The 17,373-nt window shown below is 71.4% G+C and carries 15 protein-coding genes; 10 read left to right on the top strand and 5 right to left on the bottom strand.

All coding sequences use genetic code 11. The features are described from left to right. Positions 1-7: 7 nt before the first annotated feature. The 8 genes from ACIBVQ_RS05640 (at position 8) to ACIBVQ_RS05605 (ending at position 8,357) form a co-directional block, all read left to right on the top strand. Positions 8-1,252, top strand: a complete 1,245-nt coding sequence (locus ACIBVQ_RS05640; protein ID WP_352010156.1) for a spermidine/putrescine ABC transporter substrate-binding protein — start codon at positions 8-10, stop codon at positions 1,250-1,252. A gap of 12 nt (positions 1,253-1,264) precedes the next feature. Next, positions 1,265-2,116: an ABC transporter permease gene (locus ACIBVQ_RS05635; protein WP_399175880.1), complete on the top strand. Its 852-nt coding sequence runs from the start codon at positions 1,265-1,267 to the stop codon at positions 2,114-2,116. Further along, the gene (locus ACIBVQ_RS05630) at positions 2,113-2,919 is read left to right on the top strand and encodes an ABC transporter permease (RefSeq protein ID WP_352009503.1); all 807 of its coding nucleotides are present in this window, start codon (positions 2,113-2,115) and stop codon (positions 2,917-2,919) included. The genes ACIBVQ_RS05635 and ACIBVQ_RS05630 overlap by 4 nt, the downstream gene beginning before the upstream one ends. 171 nt (positions 2,920-3,090) lie before the next feature. Further along, a complete protein-coding gene (locus ACIBVQ_RS05625) occupies positions 3,091-4,485 on the top strand; it encodes an FAD-dependent oxidoreductase (RefSeq protein WP_352010155.1) in 1,395 nt (464 codons plus the stop codon). A 71-nt stretch (positions 4,486-4,556) separates the two neighbouring features. Further along, positions 4,557-5,441 (top strand): alpha/beta hydrolase, encoded by an 885-nt coding sequence (locus ACIBVQ_RS05620; RefSeq protein WP_362909714.1) that lies wholly within the window; start codon positions 4,557-4,559, stop codon positions 5,439-5,441. Between the two features lie 129 nt (positions 5,442-5,570). Then, complete coding sequence (locus ACIBVQ_RS05615) at positions 5,571-6,749, top strand: DUF418 domain-containing protein (RefSeq protein ID WP_399175876.1); 1,179 nt, start codon at positions 5,571-5,573, stop codon at positions 6,747-6,749. Positions 6,750-6,757: 8 nt separating this feature from the next. After that, positions 6,758-7,063: a hypothetical protein gene (locus ACIBVQ_RS05610; protein ID WP_386192813.1), complete on the top strand. Its 306-nt coding sequence runs from the start codon at positions 6,758-6,760 to the stop codon at positions 7,061-7,063. A 91-nt stretch (positions 7,064-7,154) separates the two neighbouring features. Next, a complete protein-coding gene (locus tag ACIBVQ_RS05605) occupies positions 7,155-8,357 on the top strand; it encodes a cation:proton antiporter (protein WP_362776901.1) in 1,203 nt (400 codons plus the stop codon). A 6-nt stretch (positions 8,358-8,363) separates the two neighbouring features. On the opposite strand, the gene ACIBVQ_RS05600 is transcribed toward ACIBVQ_RS05605, so the two are convergent. Further along, complete coding sequence (locus ACIBVQ_RS05600; protein WP_399175874.1) at positions 8,364-9,299, bottom strand: carbohydrate kinase; 936 nt, start codon at positions 9,297-9,299, stop codon at positions 8,364-8,366. A gap of 76 nt (positions 9,300-9,375) precedes the next feature. On the opposite strand from ACIBVQ_RS05600, the gene ACIBVQ_RS05595 reads away from it, so the two are divergent. Further along, positions 9,376-10,308 carry a phosphotransferase family protein gene (locus tag ACIBVQ_RS05595; protein ID WP_399175872.1) on the top strand — a complete coding sequence of 311 codons (933 nt, stop codon included), beginning with the start codon at positions 9,376-9,378 and terminating at the stop codon, positions 10,306-10,308. A gap of 13 nt (positions 10,309-10,321) precedes the next feature. On the opposite strand, the gene ACIBVQ_RS05590 is transcribed toward ACIBVQ_RS05595, so the two are convergent. Beyond that, complete coding sequence (locus ACIBVQ_RS05590) at positions 10,322-13,009, bottom strand: PEP/pyruvate-binding domain-containing protein (RefSeq protein WP_399175870.1); 2,688 nt, start codon at positions 13,007-13,009, stop codon at positions 10,322-10,324. Between the two features lie 168 nt (positions 13,010-13,177). On the opposite strand from ACIBVQ_RS05590, the gene ACIBVQ_RS05585 reads away from it, so the two are divergent. After that, positions 13,178-14,413, top strand: coding sequence for an NAD(P)/FAD-dependent oxidoreductase (locus ACIBVQ_RS05585; protein WP_399175868.1), 1,236 nt, complete (start codon positions 13,178-13,180; stop codon positions 14,411-14,413). A 60-nt stretch (positions 14,414-14,473) separates the two neighbouring features. Here ACIBVQ_RS05585 and ACIBVQ_RS05580 read toward each other — a convergent pair whose 3' ends face one another. The 3 genes from ACIBVQ_RS05580 to ACIBVQ_RS05570 are packed head-to-tail and all read right to left on the bottom strand — an operon-like array spanning position 14,474 to position 17,367. Next, positions 14,474-15,406: an acyl-ACP desaturase gene (locus ACIBVQ_RS05580; RefSeq protein WP_362776889.1), complete on the bottom strand. Its 933-nt coding sequence runs from the start codon at positions 15,404-15,406 to the stop codon at positions 14,474-14,476. 36 nt (positions 15,407-15,442) lie between these two features. After that, on the bottom strand, positions 15,443-16,162 hold the full coding sequence (locus tag ACIBVQ_RS05575; protein WP_352009493.1) for a DUF998 domain-containing protein: 720 nt from the start codon (positions 16,160-16,162) through the stop codon (positions 15,443-15,445). Beyond that, complete coding sequence (locus tag ACIBVQ_RS05570; RefSeq protein WP_352009492.1) at positions 16,159-17,367, bottom strand: glycosyltransferase; 1,209 nt, start codon at positions 17,365-17,367, stop codon at positions 16,159-16,161. The genes ACIBVQ_RS05575 and ACIBVQ_RS05570 overlap by 4 nt, the downstream gene beginning before the upstream one ends. Between the last annotated feature and the right edge of the window lie 6 nt (positions 17,368-17,373).

The following is a 17,373-nucleotide window of genomic DNA, read 5'->3' as shown; positions in this document are numbered from 1 at the left end:
CACAGCCATGGACCCCCGCTCCAACCCCGCCCTGCTGCGGGGCCTGACGCAAAACCGCTCGGTCACCCGCCGCGACGCCCTGCGTCTGGCCGGGCTCTCGGCCGCCGGGCTCGCCCTGGCCGGTTGCGGCATCCAGGGCAAGAAGCCCGTGACCACGCCGAAGAAGGACGCGGTCGCCGACTTCTGGACCGGTAAGAAGCGCAACGGGACGATGCGGTTCGCCAACTGGCCGCTGTACATCGACAAGGACGGCAAGAGGTACCCGTCGCTGGAGATGTTCACCGCCGACACCGGGATCAAGGTCTCCTACAAGGAGGTCATCCAGGAGATCCCGTCCTTCTTCGGCAAGATCCAGCCGCTGCTCGCCGCGGGCAACGACATCGGCCACGACCTGATGGTGCTGACCAACGGCATCCACCTCGGCCGGGCCATCCAGCTCGACTACCTGGCCCCGCTGGACCACTCCAAGCTGCCCAACTTCGCCGCCAACGCCGCGCAGAAGGTCAAGAACCCGACGTGGGACCCGGGCAACGCCCACACGATCCCGTGGACGGTCGGGCTGACCGGCATCGCCTACAACCCCAAGTACGTCGACGAGGTCAAGAGCGTCGAGGACCTCTGGAACCCCAAGTACAAGGGCAAGGTCGGCATGATGACCGACAGCGAGGAGATCGCCAACGTCGGGCTGTTCTCCCTGGGCATCGACCCCGACACCTCGACGGAGGCCGACTGGCGCAAGGCGGCCGAGCGGCTCCAGGCGCAGCGCGACGCGGGGCTGGTGCGCAAGTACTACGAGAACGACTACGTGGACGCGCTCGCCAGGGGCGACGTGTGGATCACCATGGCCTGGTCGGGCGACATCTTCCAGCAGGTCGCCGAGGGCAAGGACCTCAAGTTCGTGGTCCCCCAGGAGGGCGGCACGATCTGGACCGACAACATGTGCATCCCCAGGACCGCGCAGAACCCGGTGGACGCGCTGACGTACATGGACTACGTCTACCAGCCCAAGATCGCGACGACCCTGGTCGAGGCCATCAACTACATCACGCCGGTCCCGGCGACCAAGGACCTGGTCCTCGCCGACGCGGCCAAGCAGTCCGGTGAGGACAAGGCGGCGCTCGAACAGCTGGCGAACAGCCCGATGATCTACCCCTCGGACGCCGACATGGCCAGGCTGCGTTCCTACGTGACCCTCGACGGGGCCAAGGAGAAGACCTTCGAGTCCATCTTCCAGCCGATCACCCAGGGCTGACGGAGAGCCCCGGTGAAGCGCCTCACCCCCTACCTGCTCATCCTGCCGGGCGGTCTGTGGTTACTGATCTTCCTGGTGCTGCCGATGGTCTTCATGGCCTCGGTCTCCACCCAGGAGGGCGACATCCTGAACGGCTTCGTGCAGACCTTCGACTTCTCCGTGTACGGCGACGCCCTGACGCGCTACCAGACGCAGTTCCTGCGCTCGGTCGGGTACGGCCTCGTGGGCACGGCCGTCTCCATCGCGATGGCCTATCCGGTGGCGTACTGGATCGCCTTCAGGGGCGGTTCCCGCAAGTCCACCTACCTGCTGCTGGTGCTGCTGCCGTTCTTCGTGTCGTTCGTGTTGCGCACGGTCTCGTGGAAGTTCCTGCTGGCCGACGACGGCCTGCTGCTGTCGCCGTTGAAGGCGATGGGCCTGGTGGCCCAGGACTTCCACGTCCTGCAGACCACGGTCGCGGTGATCGGCGGCCTGGTCTACAACTACCTGCCGTTCATGATCCTGCCGATCTACGTGGCGCTCGAACGGATCGACCCCCGGGTGGTCGAGGCGGCCCAGGACCTCTACGCGGCCAGGAGCCAGGCCTTCACGAAGGTCGTGCTGCCGCTCTCGCTGCCCGGGGTCTTCGCCGGGGTGCTGATGACGTTCGTCCCGATGACCGCCGACTACGTCAACGCCGGGATCCTCGGCGGCCCGGCCAACACGATGATCGGCAACATCATCCAGACCGAGTATCTCGTCAACGCCGACTATCCGACCGCGGCGGCGCTGTCGTTCACTCTGATGGCGGTGATGCTGGTCGGCATCTTCGCCTACGCCAGGGCGCTGGGCACCGAGAACGTGCTGGAGGCGGCGGCCCGATGAGCGCACCGGAGATCACCAGACCCAGGGTCAGGTTCGGCGAGCGGCTGCTGTGGGGCTACGTCTGGCTGGTCATCGCCTGGCTGTTCCTGCCGATCGTGGTCATGATCGTCTTCGGGTTCAACGACACCGCGAGCAAGTCGAACGTCACCTGGCAGGGCTTCACGCTCAGGTGGTGGGGCAGGCTGGGCGACTACCCCGAGCTGATCGGGGCCGTGGGCAACTCACTGCAGGTGGCCCTGCTCGCCACGCTGATCACCACGGTGATCGGCACCCTCATGGGGCTGGCGCTCGGCCGTCACCGTTTCCGCGGGCAGGGCGCGACCAACCTGGTGCTGTTCGCCGCGATCGCCTCACCCGAGCTCGTCATGGGCGCCTCGCTGCTGTCGCTGTTCGTCAGCGCCGGGGTGGACACCGGGTTCTGGACCGTGGTCGTGGCGCACGTGCTGTTCTCGCTGTCGTTCGTGGCCATCACCGTGCGGGCCAGGGTGATCGGGCTCGACAGGTCGGTCGAGGAGGCGGCCAGGGACCTGGGCGCCTCCACCTGGACCACCTTCTGGCGGGTGACGTTCCCGATGATCCTGCCCGGCGTCGTCTCCGGCGCGCTGCTGGCCTTCGCGCTGTCCATCGACGACTTCGTGATCACCCAGTTCACCAGCGGGGCCATGGAGACCTTCCCGCTGTGGATCTGGGGGGCCACCAGGATCGGCATCCCGCCGCAGGTCAACATCCTGGGAACGCTTATATTCGCGGTAGGCGTCGTGATCGCCGTGGTCAACACGGTGACCGCCCGCCGCCGCACTTGACCGTCGCCTGAGCCCGTGCCGCCGCCGGTGGCACGGGCTCAGGCGCATCAGGATCCTCGACAGAGAACAGGGAGGCGAGATCGGACTCAGGCGGGGGGAACCCGCGCGTGGCCCCCAAGGCCCCGCGACACACACAAAGACTCTTTGACTCACCGTAGGGAAGTGAGATTTGTGGATCCGCTGAAGGCTCTTGCTGACGCGGAGCGCAAGCCGTACTGGCTCGACAGTCCGGCGAAACCCGAGCCGCTGCCGCGGCTCTTCGGAAACACGACCGCCGGGCTCGCGGTGGTCGGCGGTGGCTTCTCGGGGCTGTGGACGGCCCTGATGGCCAAGGAGCGGGACCCGTCGCTGGACGTCGTCCTGCTGGAGGGAAAGAAGATCGGCTGGGCGGCGTCCGGCCGTAACGGCGGATTCGCCATGGCGACGCTCACCCACGGCATCGCCAACGGCCTTGAGCGCTGGCCGGAGGAGATCGCCCTCCTCGAACACATGGGACTGACCAACCTCGACGAGCTCGGCGAGACGGTCGCCAGGTACGGCATCGACTGCGGCTATGAGCGGACCGGGGAGCTGCACGTGGCCACCGAGCCGTGGCAGCTCGCGGAGATGCACCAAAGCGTCGAGGTCGCCAGGGAGCTGGGTGTCCGTTTCGACGTCCTCGACCAGGACCAGGTCAGGGCGGAGGTGAACTCGCCCACCTACGTGGGAGGCCACTGGGAGCGTGACGGCTGCGCCATGCTCGACCCCGCCCGGCTGGCCTGGGGCCTCAGGCAGGCCTGTCTCTCACTGGGCGTGCGCGTCCACGAGCGCACGCCGGTCAGGCACATGCGGGACACCGGGACGCACATGGAGCTGCTCACCCCGCACGGCACGGTCAGGGCCGAGAAGGTGGCGCTCGGCACCGGGGTGTTCCAGCCGCTGCTGCGCAGGCTGAAGCACTTCCTGGTGCCGGTCTACGACTACGCGCTGATGACCGAGCCCCTGTCGGAGGAGCAGCTGGCCTCGGTCGGCTGGCACAACCGGCAGGGCGTCGGAGACTCGGCCAACCAGTTCCACTACTACCGGCTGACCTCGGACAACCGCATCCTCTGGGGCGGCTACGACGCGGTCTACTACAACGGCGGGAGGATCAAGCCGGAGTACGAACAGCGCGACGAGACCTTCGTCAAACTGGCCGAGCACTTCTTCACGACCTTCCCGCAGCTGTCGGGGCTGCGCTTCACCCACCGGTGGGGCGGCGTCATCGACACCTGCAGCCGTTTCAGCGCCTTCTACGGAACCGCGCACGGCGGACGCCTGGCCTACGCCGCCGGATACACCGGCATGGGGGTCGGCGCGACCAGGTTCGGCGCGAACGTCATGCTCGACCTGCTCGGCGGCGAATCGACCGAGCGGACCGAGCTGCGGATGGTCAGGGAGAAGCCGCTGCCGTTCCCGCCGGAGCCGGTCCGCTCCGCCGGGATCCAGATGACCCGCTGGTCGATCGCCCAGGCCGACCTCCACCAGGGCCGTCGCAACCTCTGGCTGCGCACCCTGGACAAGATGGGTCTCGGGTTCGACTCCTAGCCGTCGTCCCCGGCTCTCGGCGCGTACGGCCGAGGGCCGGGGACGTTCGCGGAGCCGTACAGTCTGGGGGCATGAGCGAGAGGGTTGAGTTCGAGGCCGACGGGATCACACTCGTCGGTGACCTGCGCGTGCCCGAGGGGCCGGGGCCGTGTCCGGCGCTGGTGCTGACCGGGCCGTTCACCGGGACACGCGGCCAGGTCGCCGGCCGCTACGCCGAGGCGCTGACCGGGGCCGGCTACGTGACGCTGGCCTTCGACCACCGCAACTGGGGCGAGTCGGGCGGCACGCCGCGCGGGCACGAGGATCCGCAGGGCAAGCTGCGTGACCTGCGGGCCGCGGTCTCGCTGCTGCGCTCGCGTCCCGAGGCGGACGGCGGCCGGATCGGAGCGGTCGGGATCTGCCTCGGCGCGGGCTACGCGCTCAGGTTCGCCGCCCTCGACCCCCGGGTCGGGGCCTTCGCGGGCATCGCGGGGTCCTACGGCAATCCGTACGGCACGCGCGCCACGATGGGGGCGGGCTACCGGGAGGCGCTGGCCCGCCACGCCGAGGTCATGGAGCGTCAGGACCGGGGCGGGGAGGTGGAGTACCTGCCCGCCGTGGCGCAGGAGGGTGAGGCGGCCATGCCGGGGCCGGAGCCGTTCGACTACTACGGCACGGGGCGGGGCGCCTGCCCGCACTGGCGAAACCGGGTCACCAGGGCCTCTCTGGGTGAGCTGCTCACCGTGGACGACATGACCGGCGCCGACTTCCTGGCCCCGACGCCGGGCCTGGTCGTGCACGGGGTGATCGACCGGATGAGCTCCCCGGAGGGCGCCGAGGAGGTCTACCGGCGGATGGAGGGGCCCAAGCGGCTCGTCTGGGTGGACGCCCGGCGGCACACCGACCTCTACGACGTCGAGCCCTGCGTCACCCGGGCGGTCGAGGCCACGGCGGAGTTCCTCGCCGAACACCTCTGAAGGGCGACATATCTGGATTTGTCGGTCTAGAGATCGCCCCAGCGGGGGAGAGGCTACATAGATCGATGTAGCCGACGGATGGGTCCGCGCGACGATGTCCCGCGGGCCGAGGACGGCGATCGTTGAAGGGTGACGACGCGACGCATCGACGTGCTCGACGTGCTCAGGGGCATCGCCATCATGGGCACGCTCGGCACCAACATCTGGATCTTCACCGACCCCCTGGGGCCGGCCGGGGTCATGGACGCCCTCTCCGGGAGCGGGGCGGCCGATACCTTCCTGCACTTCCTGGCCAACGGCAAGTTCCTGGCCCTGCTCAGCCTGCTGTTCGGGGTGGGCATGGAGCTGCAGTACCGCTCGGCCGTACGGCGTGGCGTCACCTGGCCCGGCCGGTACCTGTGGCGGGCGGCGCTGCTGTTCGTCGAGGGACTGCTCCACTACGTGCTGATCTTCGAGTTCGACGTGCTCATGGGCTACGCCGTGGTCTCGGTCCTGGTGGCCTTCCTCATCGGCAGGAGCGACCGGGTGGTCAGGGCCTGGATGATCGTGACGGGGACGGTGTTCGCCGCCGTGATCGGCCTGATCACCCTCGCCCTCCTGTACGGCGTCGCCGATCTTTCCTCAGGGGCCGCGCCGTCGAGACGGTTCGCCGAGGGCGGTTACCTCGACCAGGTCACCGCCAGGATCGTCAACATGGGCACCTACCGCTTCGAGGCCGTGTTCATCGTCCCGCTGGGCGTCGTGCTGTTCCTGCTCGGCTCCCGCCTGGTGCGGGCGGGGGTCTTCGAGGACTCGGAACGCGGTGCCGTCCTGCGGCGCAGGCTGATGGTCCTCGGGCTCGGCGTCGGCGCGCCGCTGAACCTGCTGACGGCCTTCTCCGGAGAGGGCTGGTTCCTGGTCGACCGCTACCTGCTGCCGCCGCTGGTCGCGCTCGGCCTGCTGGGGCTGGTGACGACGGTCGCGCTCAGGGCGGGGGACGTTCAGGGCCGGATGCGCCGGGGGCTGACGGCCGTCGGCAGGACTGCGCTGAGCTGTTACGTCTTCCAGAACCTGGCGGGGGCGGTGCTCTGCTACGGCTGGGGGCTCGGCCTGGCCACGCGGTTCGAGGGACTGCGGCCGTGGTGGACGGTCGCCGCCTGGGCGGCCATCTGCGCGGTGTTCATGGCGCTGGCCACGCTGTGGCTGCGCCGCTTCGAGCGGGGGCCGCTCGAAATCCTCTGGCAGCGGGCGTACCTGATGTCGTGGCGCCCGGCCCGGGAAACGACGGTGACAGATGATAAAATAACGGACAATTCGCCTCAGGGTTAGGGTCCGGTTTGCAGAAGAGGGTCGTCGGTACGGTCGCCTCCCTTCTGTTCGTTCTGCTCACCGTCATCCACGCGCCGCTCCAGGCGCACCACGGGCTACGCCACGAACCCGGCGTCGCCGTGGCCCTGGCGAGCGGCGCGATCCTGCCCCCGGCCTCGCCGTACAAGGCGGGGCACGGCCTGCCTCCGCCCACGGTCCGGCACGCCGGTCCGGCACGGGTGGTGTGGCTGCGCCCCCGGCCGCCCGTCACCGTCGTCACGCGGGCCGTACACGGCCCGTCCGAACCCCGGGCGCCTCCGTCCGGCGATCTCTGACGCACCAGATCGAGATCGTCCGACGGAGGTTTTTTCATGTTCTACGAATGCGCTTTCACCATGCCCGGAATCAGGCCGGAAGGAGGCCACCGTGGCACTGGGTGACGCTCTCATCGCCCTCGGCGGCTCCTTCCTCGCCGCCGGGATCATCGCCAGGCTCGGCGGCCGGATCGGACTGCCGACGATCCCCCTGTTCATGCTCGCGGGCATCATCTTCGGGCCGCACACCCCCGGGCTCGCCCTTGTGGAGAACCCGGCCGACCTGAAGGTCATCGCCACGCTCGGCCTGATCTTCCTGCTGTTCTACCTCGGCCTGGAGTTCTCCCTCGACAGTCTCATCGCGGGCGGCAGCAGGCTGGCGCTCGCCGGGACCGTCTACATCCTGCTCAACGTCGGGGGAGGCCTGATCTTCGGGTTCGCCCTCGGCTGGGGGACAAGGGAGGCGCTGGTCCTGGCCGGGGTGGTCGGGATCTCCTCCTCGGCCATCGCGACCAAACTGCTCGTCGACCTCGGGCGGATCGGCAACCCGGAGAGCCGCCTCATCCTGGGAATCATCGTGGTCGAGGACATCTTCCTCGCCCTCTACCTGGCGGTGTTGCAGCCGGTGCTCAGCGGTGCCGACTCCTTCGCCGCCGCCGCGCTCTCCTTCGGCAAGGCCTTCGCCTTCCTGATCGCGCTGACCGCGCTGGCCAGGTGGGGCACCCGGTTGGTCGACAGGCTCGTGACCACCAAGGACGACGAGCTGCTCGTGGTGATGTTCACCGGACTGGCGATCCTCACCGCGGGCGTCGCGGAGGAACTCGGCGTCTCCGACGCCATCGGGGCCTTCATGATCGGCCTGATCCTCAGCTCGACCAAGGCCGCGCCGCGCATCCGCCAGCTCGTCCATCCGCTCAGGGACGCCTTCGCGGCCCTGTTCTTCTTCGCGTTCGGCCTGTCCATCGAGCCCGGGGACATGCTCTCCGTCGCCTGGCCCGTCGCCATCGCGGTCGTGCTCACCCTGGTGTTCAACGTGGCGGCGGGGGCACTGGCCGCCCGGATGAACTCCTTCGGCGCGACACAGGCGGTGAACATCTCACTGACCGTGCTCTCCAGAGGGGAGTTCGCCCTGGTCCTGGCGACCATGGCCGTGGCCGCCGGGCTCGACGGCAGGCTCGCGCCGTTCATCGCCGGGTACGTGCTCATCCTCGCGCTGTTCGGGCCGCTGATCGCCAGCCGTTCGGAGTGGTTCGCCCGCCTGCTGCCGGGCGGGCGCGAACGGGCCGAGGCCCTCTCCACGGGACCGAGGAGCTAGCGAGGCTCACAGGTCACCGGCCCACGGAGGGTCGGCTCCGGGAACCGAGCAGGTGCGGGCGGCGGCCCCGGCCGCGAAGGCCGCCGCCCGCCCGGCCGCGTCCAGGTCGAGGGCGTCGAGCCGCCCGCCGAGCAGGCCGTCCGCGTGCAGCCGGTGCAGGAACGCGGCGGTGAAGGAGTCACCGGCCCCGACGGTGTCCACGACCCGTACGGCGGGCGCGGGCACCCTCACGCGCAGGCCGTCCAGGGAGACGAGCGCGCCCCCGGGACCGAGGGTCACCACGACCAGCCGGGCACCCGCGGCGTGCCAGGCGTCGCAGGCGCGCTCGGCCGTCTCACCGGGGCGGATCAGCTCCAGGTCGTCGAGGCTCAGCTTGACGACGTCGGCCAGCGCGCACCAGCGGGGCATCGCCTCCCGGTAGCGCTCAAGAGGGACGACGCCGGGGCGTACGTTGGGGTCGATCGAGACGGTCGCCCCGGCGGCGGCCCGCGCGAGCAGCTCCTCGATCCGCCCCGCTCCGGGGTCGTGGACCAGGGCGAGGGAGCCGGTGTGCAGGCAGACGGCGTCGCCGACCCGCTCGCCGGTCAGCTCCGCCGCACTCCACCGCCAGTCGGCCGCTCCCTCGGCGTGGAAGGAGTAGGCCGCCCGTCCCGCCTCGTCCAGGGTGGCGACGGCCAGGACGCTGGGCTCCTGCGCGCTCACGCAGCCGGTCAGATCGACGCCGGAGGCGTCCAGGTGGGCGCGGAACAGCTCCCCGAAGGGATCACGGGAGATCCGCCCGAGGAAGCGGACGGGCGTGCCGAGACGGGCCAGGGCCACGGCGGTGTTGGCGGGACCGCCGCCGGGCAGGACCCGCAGGGCGAGCCCGCCTCCCGGCGCCGTACCGGTGACGAAGGCGTCGGCGACACACTCGCCGAGCACGGCGATCCGATCACGGGACACGTGACGGTCCTTTCCCGAGGCGACCCACCGAGCCGATTCTTACAATCGGGCGGGGAACGGGGACAGGGGGGATGTCGTGTTGCGCGGTCTGGAGATTCCCGACGAGGAACGGCTCGCCGGGTGGATGGCCCGGCAGCTGGCCGACCGGCTGCCGCCGGGGTGTGTGATCTCACCCTGGCGCCGGGGCGCCGACTACGCCGCGCTGCTCGTCGAGGCGGACGGCGAACGGCGGTTCGTGCTCAGGGTGCCGCTGCGGGAGGTCACCCCGACGGCCTACGACGGGACGGTCGACTTCGGGGCCGTCCTCGAACGCGAGGTCCTGGCGCACGGGGTTCTCGCCCGGTCGGGTGTGCCCGTCGCCGGTCTCAGGGGGTGGCGGCGAGCCCGGGGTGAGGGCGAGCGGTCGTGGATGCTCCTGGACCTCGTCCCCGACGACGGAGCGGCCGAACTCGGCGAAACGCGGCTGCGCCGCCTCGGTGAGGTCCTGGCGCGCGTTCACACGGCGGACGTCCCGGCGTCCCGGCGCGCGGGACTGGGCGCGGACTGCGCCCCGGAGGCGATGGCCAGGCGCATCGAGACCCGGGTGGGCGCGCTGGCCGCCCGCGTCCCCCTCGACGGGCACCGGGCGCTCGTCGAGGCGGCCACGGCGGTGGCCGGGGAGCGGGCCGGGCGGGCGCCGCTGCGGCTGCTCCACATGGATCTGCGCAGGGAGAACCTGTGCTTTCACGGGGACGACCTCGTCGCGGTGCTCGACCTGTCCAACTGCACGATGGGCGACCCCGCCGCCGAACTCGGCCGGATGAGGGCCTACGGCCTGCTGGAGGGGCCGTTGCTCGCGGGGTACGGCCGGGCCGGGGGCGAACCGGCCGACGAGCGGACGATCGCCGCCTACGCCGTCGACACCTTCGCCCTGCTCGGCCTGCTCGGCACGGACGAGTTCGCCGACCAGGCGCTGGTCGACCGGGCCGTGACGGGCCTCGGGTGGTGTGCGGAGGTGCTGCGCGGATGAGCCTCAGGTCGCCTCAGGTCGTGGTCACCGTTCCCGAGGTGCCGTCGACCGTGATCCGCAGGCCGGTGACGACGTGTTCGGTCGCGTGGGCGACGCCGACGACGGCGGGGATGCCGTACTCCCTGGCCACCACGGCGCCGTGTGAGTTGGCCCCGCCCATCTCCATGACCAGGCCGCCCGCGGTGAGGAACAGCGGTGTCCAGCCGGGGTCGGTCGAGGGGCAGACCAGGATCTCCCCGGGTTCGAGGTGGGCCCCGACGGGGTCGAGGACGACCCTGGCCGTCCCGGTCACCGTCCCCGCCGAGGCGGGGGTCCCGGTCAGCGCGCCGTCGACCGGCTCCGCCGTGGCGACGGCCTCGGGTTCGGTGCCGTCGGACAGCACGACCCTGGGCAGGTGCCTGCGCAGCCGTTCCCGGTCCGCCTGGGCGCGCCGTTCCGCGACGAGCGCCCGGGAACCGGCGGGGTCGGCGGGCGGGGCAGACAGCAGGGCCCTGACCTCGCCGATCGTCAGGAAGAAGACGTCGCCGGGGGAGTCGAGGACGCCGCGGGAGGCCAGTTCGGCCCCGACGGCGGCCAGCTCGGCGCGCATCGCGGCCAGCACGGTCACCACGAGGAACTTGGGCAGCTCACGCAGCCCGGCCAGGGCCCGCGCCCTGCCGAGGGCGAAGCGGACGAGCGGCCCGCGGAGGCCACCGGCCCGGGCGGCGAGTGTCCTGATCATGACGGCCGCCTCCGCGGCGCCCCTGGCGAACACCTCGTCGGGAGCCTGGGAGAGGTCGTCCAGGCGCAGGTAGTTGGCCAGCACACCCAGGACGTGCGTGGGGTCCTCCGACCAGCGGGGCACCCCCAGGTCGATCTCGGCGACCGCGCGGACGCCGTAGACCGCGAGGAACTCCCGCAGCTCCCGCTGGACCGTCCGCGGCAGCGTCCCGTCGTGGAAGCGCCGGGCCAGGTCGGCGGCGGGGACGGTGAGCAGCAGGGCGGCGGCGTCGGCGTCCCGCCTGATCCGGCCCGCCAGCCGCCACAGGGCCAGGTCCATCTCGGTGGTGACGTTGTGCGGCAGCCCGCGCAGCACGGTCGTCAGCTCCCCGGGCCGGGCCCGTCCGCCCAGGAGACGGGCGGCCAGGCCCAGCATGGCGAACCCGGCGATGGGGCCGGGCACGACGTGGGGAAGCAGGGGGACGGTCCGCGCGCTCAGCGTCCGCTCGACCCGGTCGAGCCGCTCAAGCGGGGTGGCGCTCTCCGGCAGCGGCGCCAGCTCGGCCCGCAGCCGTGACCTGAGGCGTTCGACCCGCCCCCGCGTGGCCCCGGGGTCCAGCACGGCCCGCACGACGTTGGAGGGGACGCGGAAGCGGCGCGCGATCCGCAGCACCCGCCGCAGCGCGGGCAGCACGGAGCGCCGGGTCACCCCGAAACGGGGGTCGTCGAACAGGCCGCGCAGCACCACCGCCGACCTGGCCTCCATCACGTCCAGCAGGCGCGGCACGATCGCACGGCCGGCCCGTCCGCGCATGACGCCGGTGACGTCGAGGAACAGCCGCCCGGCCGCCTCGGTCAGCTGCGGGGCCCCGGCGGTCACGTCGGCCACCGGGTTCCCCGCCAGCGCCGAGATCGAGGAGGAGATCAGCCGGAAGGCCGAGACGCCCATCGGGGTGAACGGCGCGTAGACGCCCTGCGCGACGCTGAAGGAGAAGTAGATCCGGGGGCCGCCCTCCGCCCGCGCCGCGGCGCTCTCGGGGACGGGGAAGAGGGTGGTGATCGGGCGCGACTGGGTCAGCCACAGCGCGCCGTCGGCGTCGATGGCCCACTCGGTGTCCTGCGGGCTCCCGTAGTGTTCCTCGACCCGCCCGCCCAGCGCGGCCAGCGCCCTGACCTGGTCGTCGGTGACGCAGGCCGACCCCGTCCCGTCCCCGAGGCCGACATGCTCGACGCCTCCCCCGGGCAGCGGCCGTACGGCCAGCAGCTTGTCGCCGGGGCGCCGCCCGGTGATCCGGCCGGTCGCGACGTCCACCACGAAGTGGTCGGGGTTGACGGAGCCGGAGACCACGGCCTCGCCGAGCCCGGGACTGGCGTCGATCACCGCCTCGTGCCGCCTGCCGGTGACGGGGTTGGCGGTGAACATCACCCCGGCGACCTCGGAGGAGACCATCTCCTGGATCACGACGGCCAGCAGGACGGACCGGTGGTCGACGCCGTTGGCCGCCCGGTAGGAGACCGCCCTGTCGGTCCACAGCGAGGCCCAGCAGCGCCTGACCGCGTCGAGCACGGCCTCCTCGCCCACCACGTTGAGGTAGGTGTCCTGTTGCCCGGCGAAGCTGGCGTGCGGCAGGTCCTCGGCGGTCGCCGAGGAGCGCACGGCGACCGGGCCGGAGGGACCGCCGGGACCGCGCACGCCGTGCCGTACGGCCTCGGCGACCTCGGGGGGCACCGGGGCGGCGAGCACGAGGGCGCGGGCCCTGGCGGCCAGTTCGTTCAGGGCCGTGACGTCCCCGGCGGGGGTCGTGGCCAGCGCGTCGAGCACGTCGCCGAGACCCGCTCCCTCGGTGGCCGCGCGGTAGGCCCGTGTGGTGAGGCAGACCCCGGGCGGGACGGGGAAACCGGCCCTGGTGAGCACGCCGAGGTTGACGGCCTTGCCGCCGGCCAGGGGGAGCGCCTCCGCTCCGATGTCGGAGAACGGCAGGATCAACGGGCTGGCGGACATCGGCGAGCCTCCACAAGGCCACGGGCGGTGATCAGTGTCTTTCTCCCGTAAACGTAGGTCGGTGCGACCAGAAAGTCAACAAGTGATGAAATAAGGGGGAGCGCCGCCGTGGAGACGGATCACGCCAACTGATCGATAGCGGGGCGGTAATCCGATAAGAAGAGGAGCATGACCACCGAGCAGACGTACGTCATCGTTGGGGCGGGCCTCGCAGGCGCGAAGGCCGCCCAGTCCCTGCGGGAGGAGGGCTTCGACGGCAGGATCACCCTTGTCGGCGCCGAGTCCGAACTGCCCTACGAACGTCCTCCGCTGTCGAAGGGTTATCTCCTGGGCAAGGAGGACCAGGCCAAGGTCTACGTCCACGACGAGGCCTGGTACCGCGAGCACTCCGTGGAGCTGGTGTCCGGCAGCCAGGTGACCGACCTCGACCGGGGCGCGCGCAGGCTGGAGCTGGACGGCGGAGGGCAGATCGGCTACGACAAGCTGCTGCTCGCGACCGGCGCCTCCCCGCGCCGCCTCGACGTGCCCGGCGCCGACCTTGAGGGCCTGCACTACCTGCGTGACCTCGGAGACTCACAGCGGCTCCGTGACGCGATCAAGGGCGGCGGCCGGGTCGTCGTCGTCGGCGCGGGCTGGATCGGCCTTGAGACGGCGGCGGCGGCCCGCGAGTACGGCTGCGAGGTGACCGTCGTCGAGCCGCGCCCGGTGCCGCTGCAGGCCGCGCTCGGGCCGGAGATGGGCGGTTTCTTCGCCGACCTGCACCGGCGGCACGGGGTCGACCTGAGGCTTGGCCGTCAGGTGACCGGTGTCCTCGGTGACGGGCGCGTCAGGGCCGTCGCGACCGACGACGGGGTGGAGGTCCCGGCCGACGTCGTGATCGTCGGCGTGGGCGTGCGGCCCAACGCCGAGCTGGCCGTACTGTCCGGTCTGCCGGTGGACAACGGAGTCCTGGTCGACGCCGCGCTGCGCACGGAGGACCCCGACGTCTACGCCGCCGGTGACGTGGCCAACGCCTTCAACCCCCTGTACGGCACCCGCGTCCGCGTCGAGCACTGGGCCAACGCGCTCAACGGCGGCCTCGCCGCGGGCAGGTCCATGCTGGGCCAGGAGGTCGTCTACGACAGGCCGCCCTACTTCTTCAGCGACCAGTACGACGTGGGCATGGAGTTCTCCGGCTGGTTCGAGCCGGGCGGCTACGACTCCGTCGTCGTCAGGGGAGAGCGGGAGGAACAGGCCTTCTACGCCTTCTGGCTCAGCGGGGGCCGCGTCGTGGCGGGCATGCACGTCAACCTGTGGGACGACGGCATCGGCCCGGTGCAGAACCTGATCCGCTCGGGCGTCGCCGTGGACGCCGAGCGGCTCGCCGACCCCGGGGTCCCGCTCGCGGACCTGGCGAAGTCCTGATCCGCGCGTCCTTCCGCCGGGGGCCGCTTCCCGAGCCCCCGGCGGAAGGCGCGAGAAGGTTCAGGAGCGGGCGGCCTCGCGGGCGCGGCGGGCCTCGCGGCGCTCGACGAAGCGGGAGGCGGAGACCTCCAGACGGGCGAGGAACTCGGCGAGCTCCTCCCGGGCCTTCTCGCCCTCGCCGTCGAGGTCCTTCATGTCGAAGACGGCCCACTGCCGCAGCACCGGCATGAGGACGTCGTCGATGTGCAGGCGCAGGTCGTAGATCCCGGCGTTGGCGATGATCATCGCCTTGCGGCTGAAGCCCTCGATGCCGGTCCCCGGCATCTGGAAGGTGGTCACCACGTCGGTGACGGCGCGCATCGTCTGGCTCGGGGCCAGCTTGAAGGCGGCGTCGAGAAGGTTCCGGTAGAAGAGCATGTGCAGGTTCTCGTCGGCGGCGATCCTGGCCAGCAGCCGCTCGCAGTTCGGCTCGCCGGAGGCCCTGCCGGTGTTGCGGTGCGAGATCCGGGTGGCCAGCTCCTGGAAGGAGACGTAGGCCAGTGAGTGGAGCACTCCCTCGTAGGAGTTGGTGAACCCCTCCTCCATGTGGAACATGCGGGCGCGTTCGAGGGCGACCGGGTCGACCGCGCGGGTGACCGTCAGATAGTCACGCAGGGCGGCGCCGTGCCGGGCCTCCTCCGCGGTCCACCGGTGCACCCAGGTGCCCCAGGCGGCGTCGCGGCCGAAGGCGGTGGCGATCTCGTAGTGGTAGCTGGGGAGGTTGTCCTCGGTCAGCAGGTTGACGATGAGGGAGACGCGCGCCTCTTCGGGCAGCTTCGAGTCGTTCTCGACCCAGGCCTCGCCGCCGAGCACGCCGTCGAAGTCCCTGCCCTCGGACCACGGGACGTATTCGTGGGGGAACCACTCCTTCGCCACCTTGTGATGCCGGTCCAGCTCCCCGGCGACGACGGGCTCAAGCTCAAGCAACAGCTCGGTCTGGCTGAACTCGCGCATTGCGGTCTTCTCCCTCACAGACTACGGAACCGTAACCTACGTTAGCGTAGGTACCCCGAGGGTCGGTACGCGAGATGTCTCACCTCTGCCGCCCAGACCGAGGGAGGCGAGGAGGACGACCAGGGCGTCGCTCAGCACCAGCAGGCGCTGGAGCAGGCCGTAGTAGCCGGGGCCGTCGATGAGGGAGGAGACCAGCGAGCCCGGGTGGGCGGCCAGGAAGGCGGCCAGGAGCACCACCGAGAGCGCGCTGACGACCGAGAGCAGCGGGTTCCTGAACCTCCTGCCGAGCAGCCAGCCCGCGCAGGGCAGCGCGGTGAAGACCACGGCCGCCGACCAGCGGTGGATCTCCCCGCCCGCCGAGAGGGTCCCGGCGGCGGTGTCCGTGGTGAAGGCCGCGGTCAGCAGCAGGCCGACGGCCCCGGCCAGGAACAGCACCCGGGCGGCGGCGCTGCGCGCCGGGTCCACCCGGGCCAGGCCGTAGGAGACCCAGACCGAGCCGACGGCGAGCGCGATCGTGCCGAGGACCATCGCCGGGGCACTGGCGCCCAGCAGCGCGTAGTCGCTGATCAACGTCGTCATCGGATCGACCTGGCCCGCGGCCACGTGCGCGTAGAGCGTCGCGGCGACGGCCAGCAGCGCCGCCGCGACCCCCGGCCAGCGCCACACGGCGCGTGCGCCCGCGTTCTCCTCTTTCACGGTTCCTTCGCTTTCCTTTCCCGTGCCGACGGCGCCCCTGCCCAGGGCGCCCGCGCTCACCGCGCCACCTCCTGATAGATCGCCTCGAACCTGGCCAGGGAGGCCTGGTGGTCGTGGGTCAGCGCGATCGAGCGGCTCACGGCGCCCATGGAGGCGCGCGCCTGCGGGCTGCGCAGCAGGTCGCCCAGGTGCTTGGCCAGCCCCCGCACGTCGCCGGGGGCGAACAGGTGGCCGTTCTCGCCGGGCCGTACGAGGTGGGGCAGGGCCATCGCGTCGGCGGCGACGACCGGCAGGCCCGTCGCCATGGCCTCAAGCGTCGCGATGCTCTGCAGCTCCGCGACACTGGGCATCGCGAACACGTCCGCCGCGGCGTACACCTGCGGGATCGTCTCGTCCGGCACGAAACCGAGGAAGATCACCCGGTCGCCGACCCCGATCCGGTGCGCCAGCCGCTCCAGTGCCGCCCGCTGCCCGCCGGTGCCGACCAGCGCGATCTGCGCGTCGGTCTCGTTGAGGACGTACGGCAGCGCGCGGACGAGGTCCTCAAGCCGCTTCTCCTCGTCCAGGCGCCCCACGAACAGCACCGTGTCCCGGTCGGGCAGGTCGAAGGCCTTGCGCGCCCACGCCCTGGGCTCGGCGTGCGGGTGGAAGCGGGCGAGGTCGATGCCGCAGGAGACGGCCTCGACCGAGCGGGTGAAGCCCCGGTCGGTGAGCAGCCCGGCGGCGATCCTGGTCGGCGTGGTGACCCGGTCGACACGGGAGAAGATCCGGTTGAAGTCGCGCCAGGCCAGCCGGGCGACCTGCTCCCGCAGCGGCCCGGGGACGTGCGCGAACTGGAAGAGGTTGTCGGGCATGAAGTGGTTGGTCGCGACCACCGGGACGCCGCCGCGCCTGGCCGCCGAGATCGCGGCCCTGCCGACCACGAAGTGTCCCTGGACGTGGAGCACGTCGGGGGCGATGTGCCGTACCAACCGGTCGAGCCTGGAGGGGAGGGAGACGCGCATGGTCGGGTGGACCAGCAGCGGGGCCGAGCGCAGCCGGTGCACGGTCACCCCGTCGAGGGACTCGGTCCTGGCCGGGCCCTCGTCGGAGCAGCAGATCACGTGGACCTCGTTGTCCCGCCCGGCCAGGCCACAGGCCAGGCGGTGGGTGAAGTAGGCGGTGCCGTTGACGTCCGGCGGGTAGGTGTCGGTGGCGATCAGAACCCGTCTCGGCCTCTGGGGAAGGGGGGACGGGGCGAGGATCGGGGCGGCTGAGGTGACCATCGATAC

Origin of the sequence: Streptosporangium sp. NPDC049376, from assembly GCF_044466505.1 — a bacterium.
Classification (GTDB): Bacteria; Actinomycetota; Actinomycetes; order Streptosporangiales; family Streptosporangiaceae; genus Streptosporangium.
The sequence above is the reverse complement of the archived record's forward strand: the minus strand, read 5'-3'. Positions and strand labels throughout refer to the sequence as shown.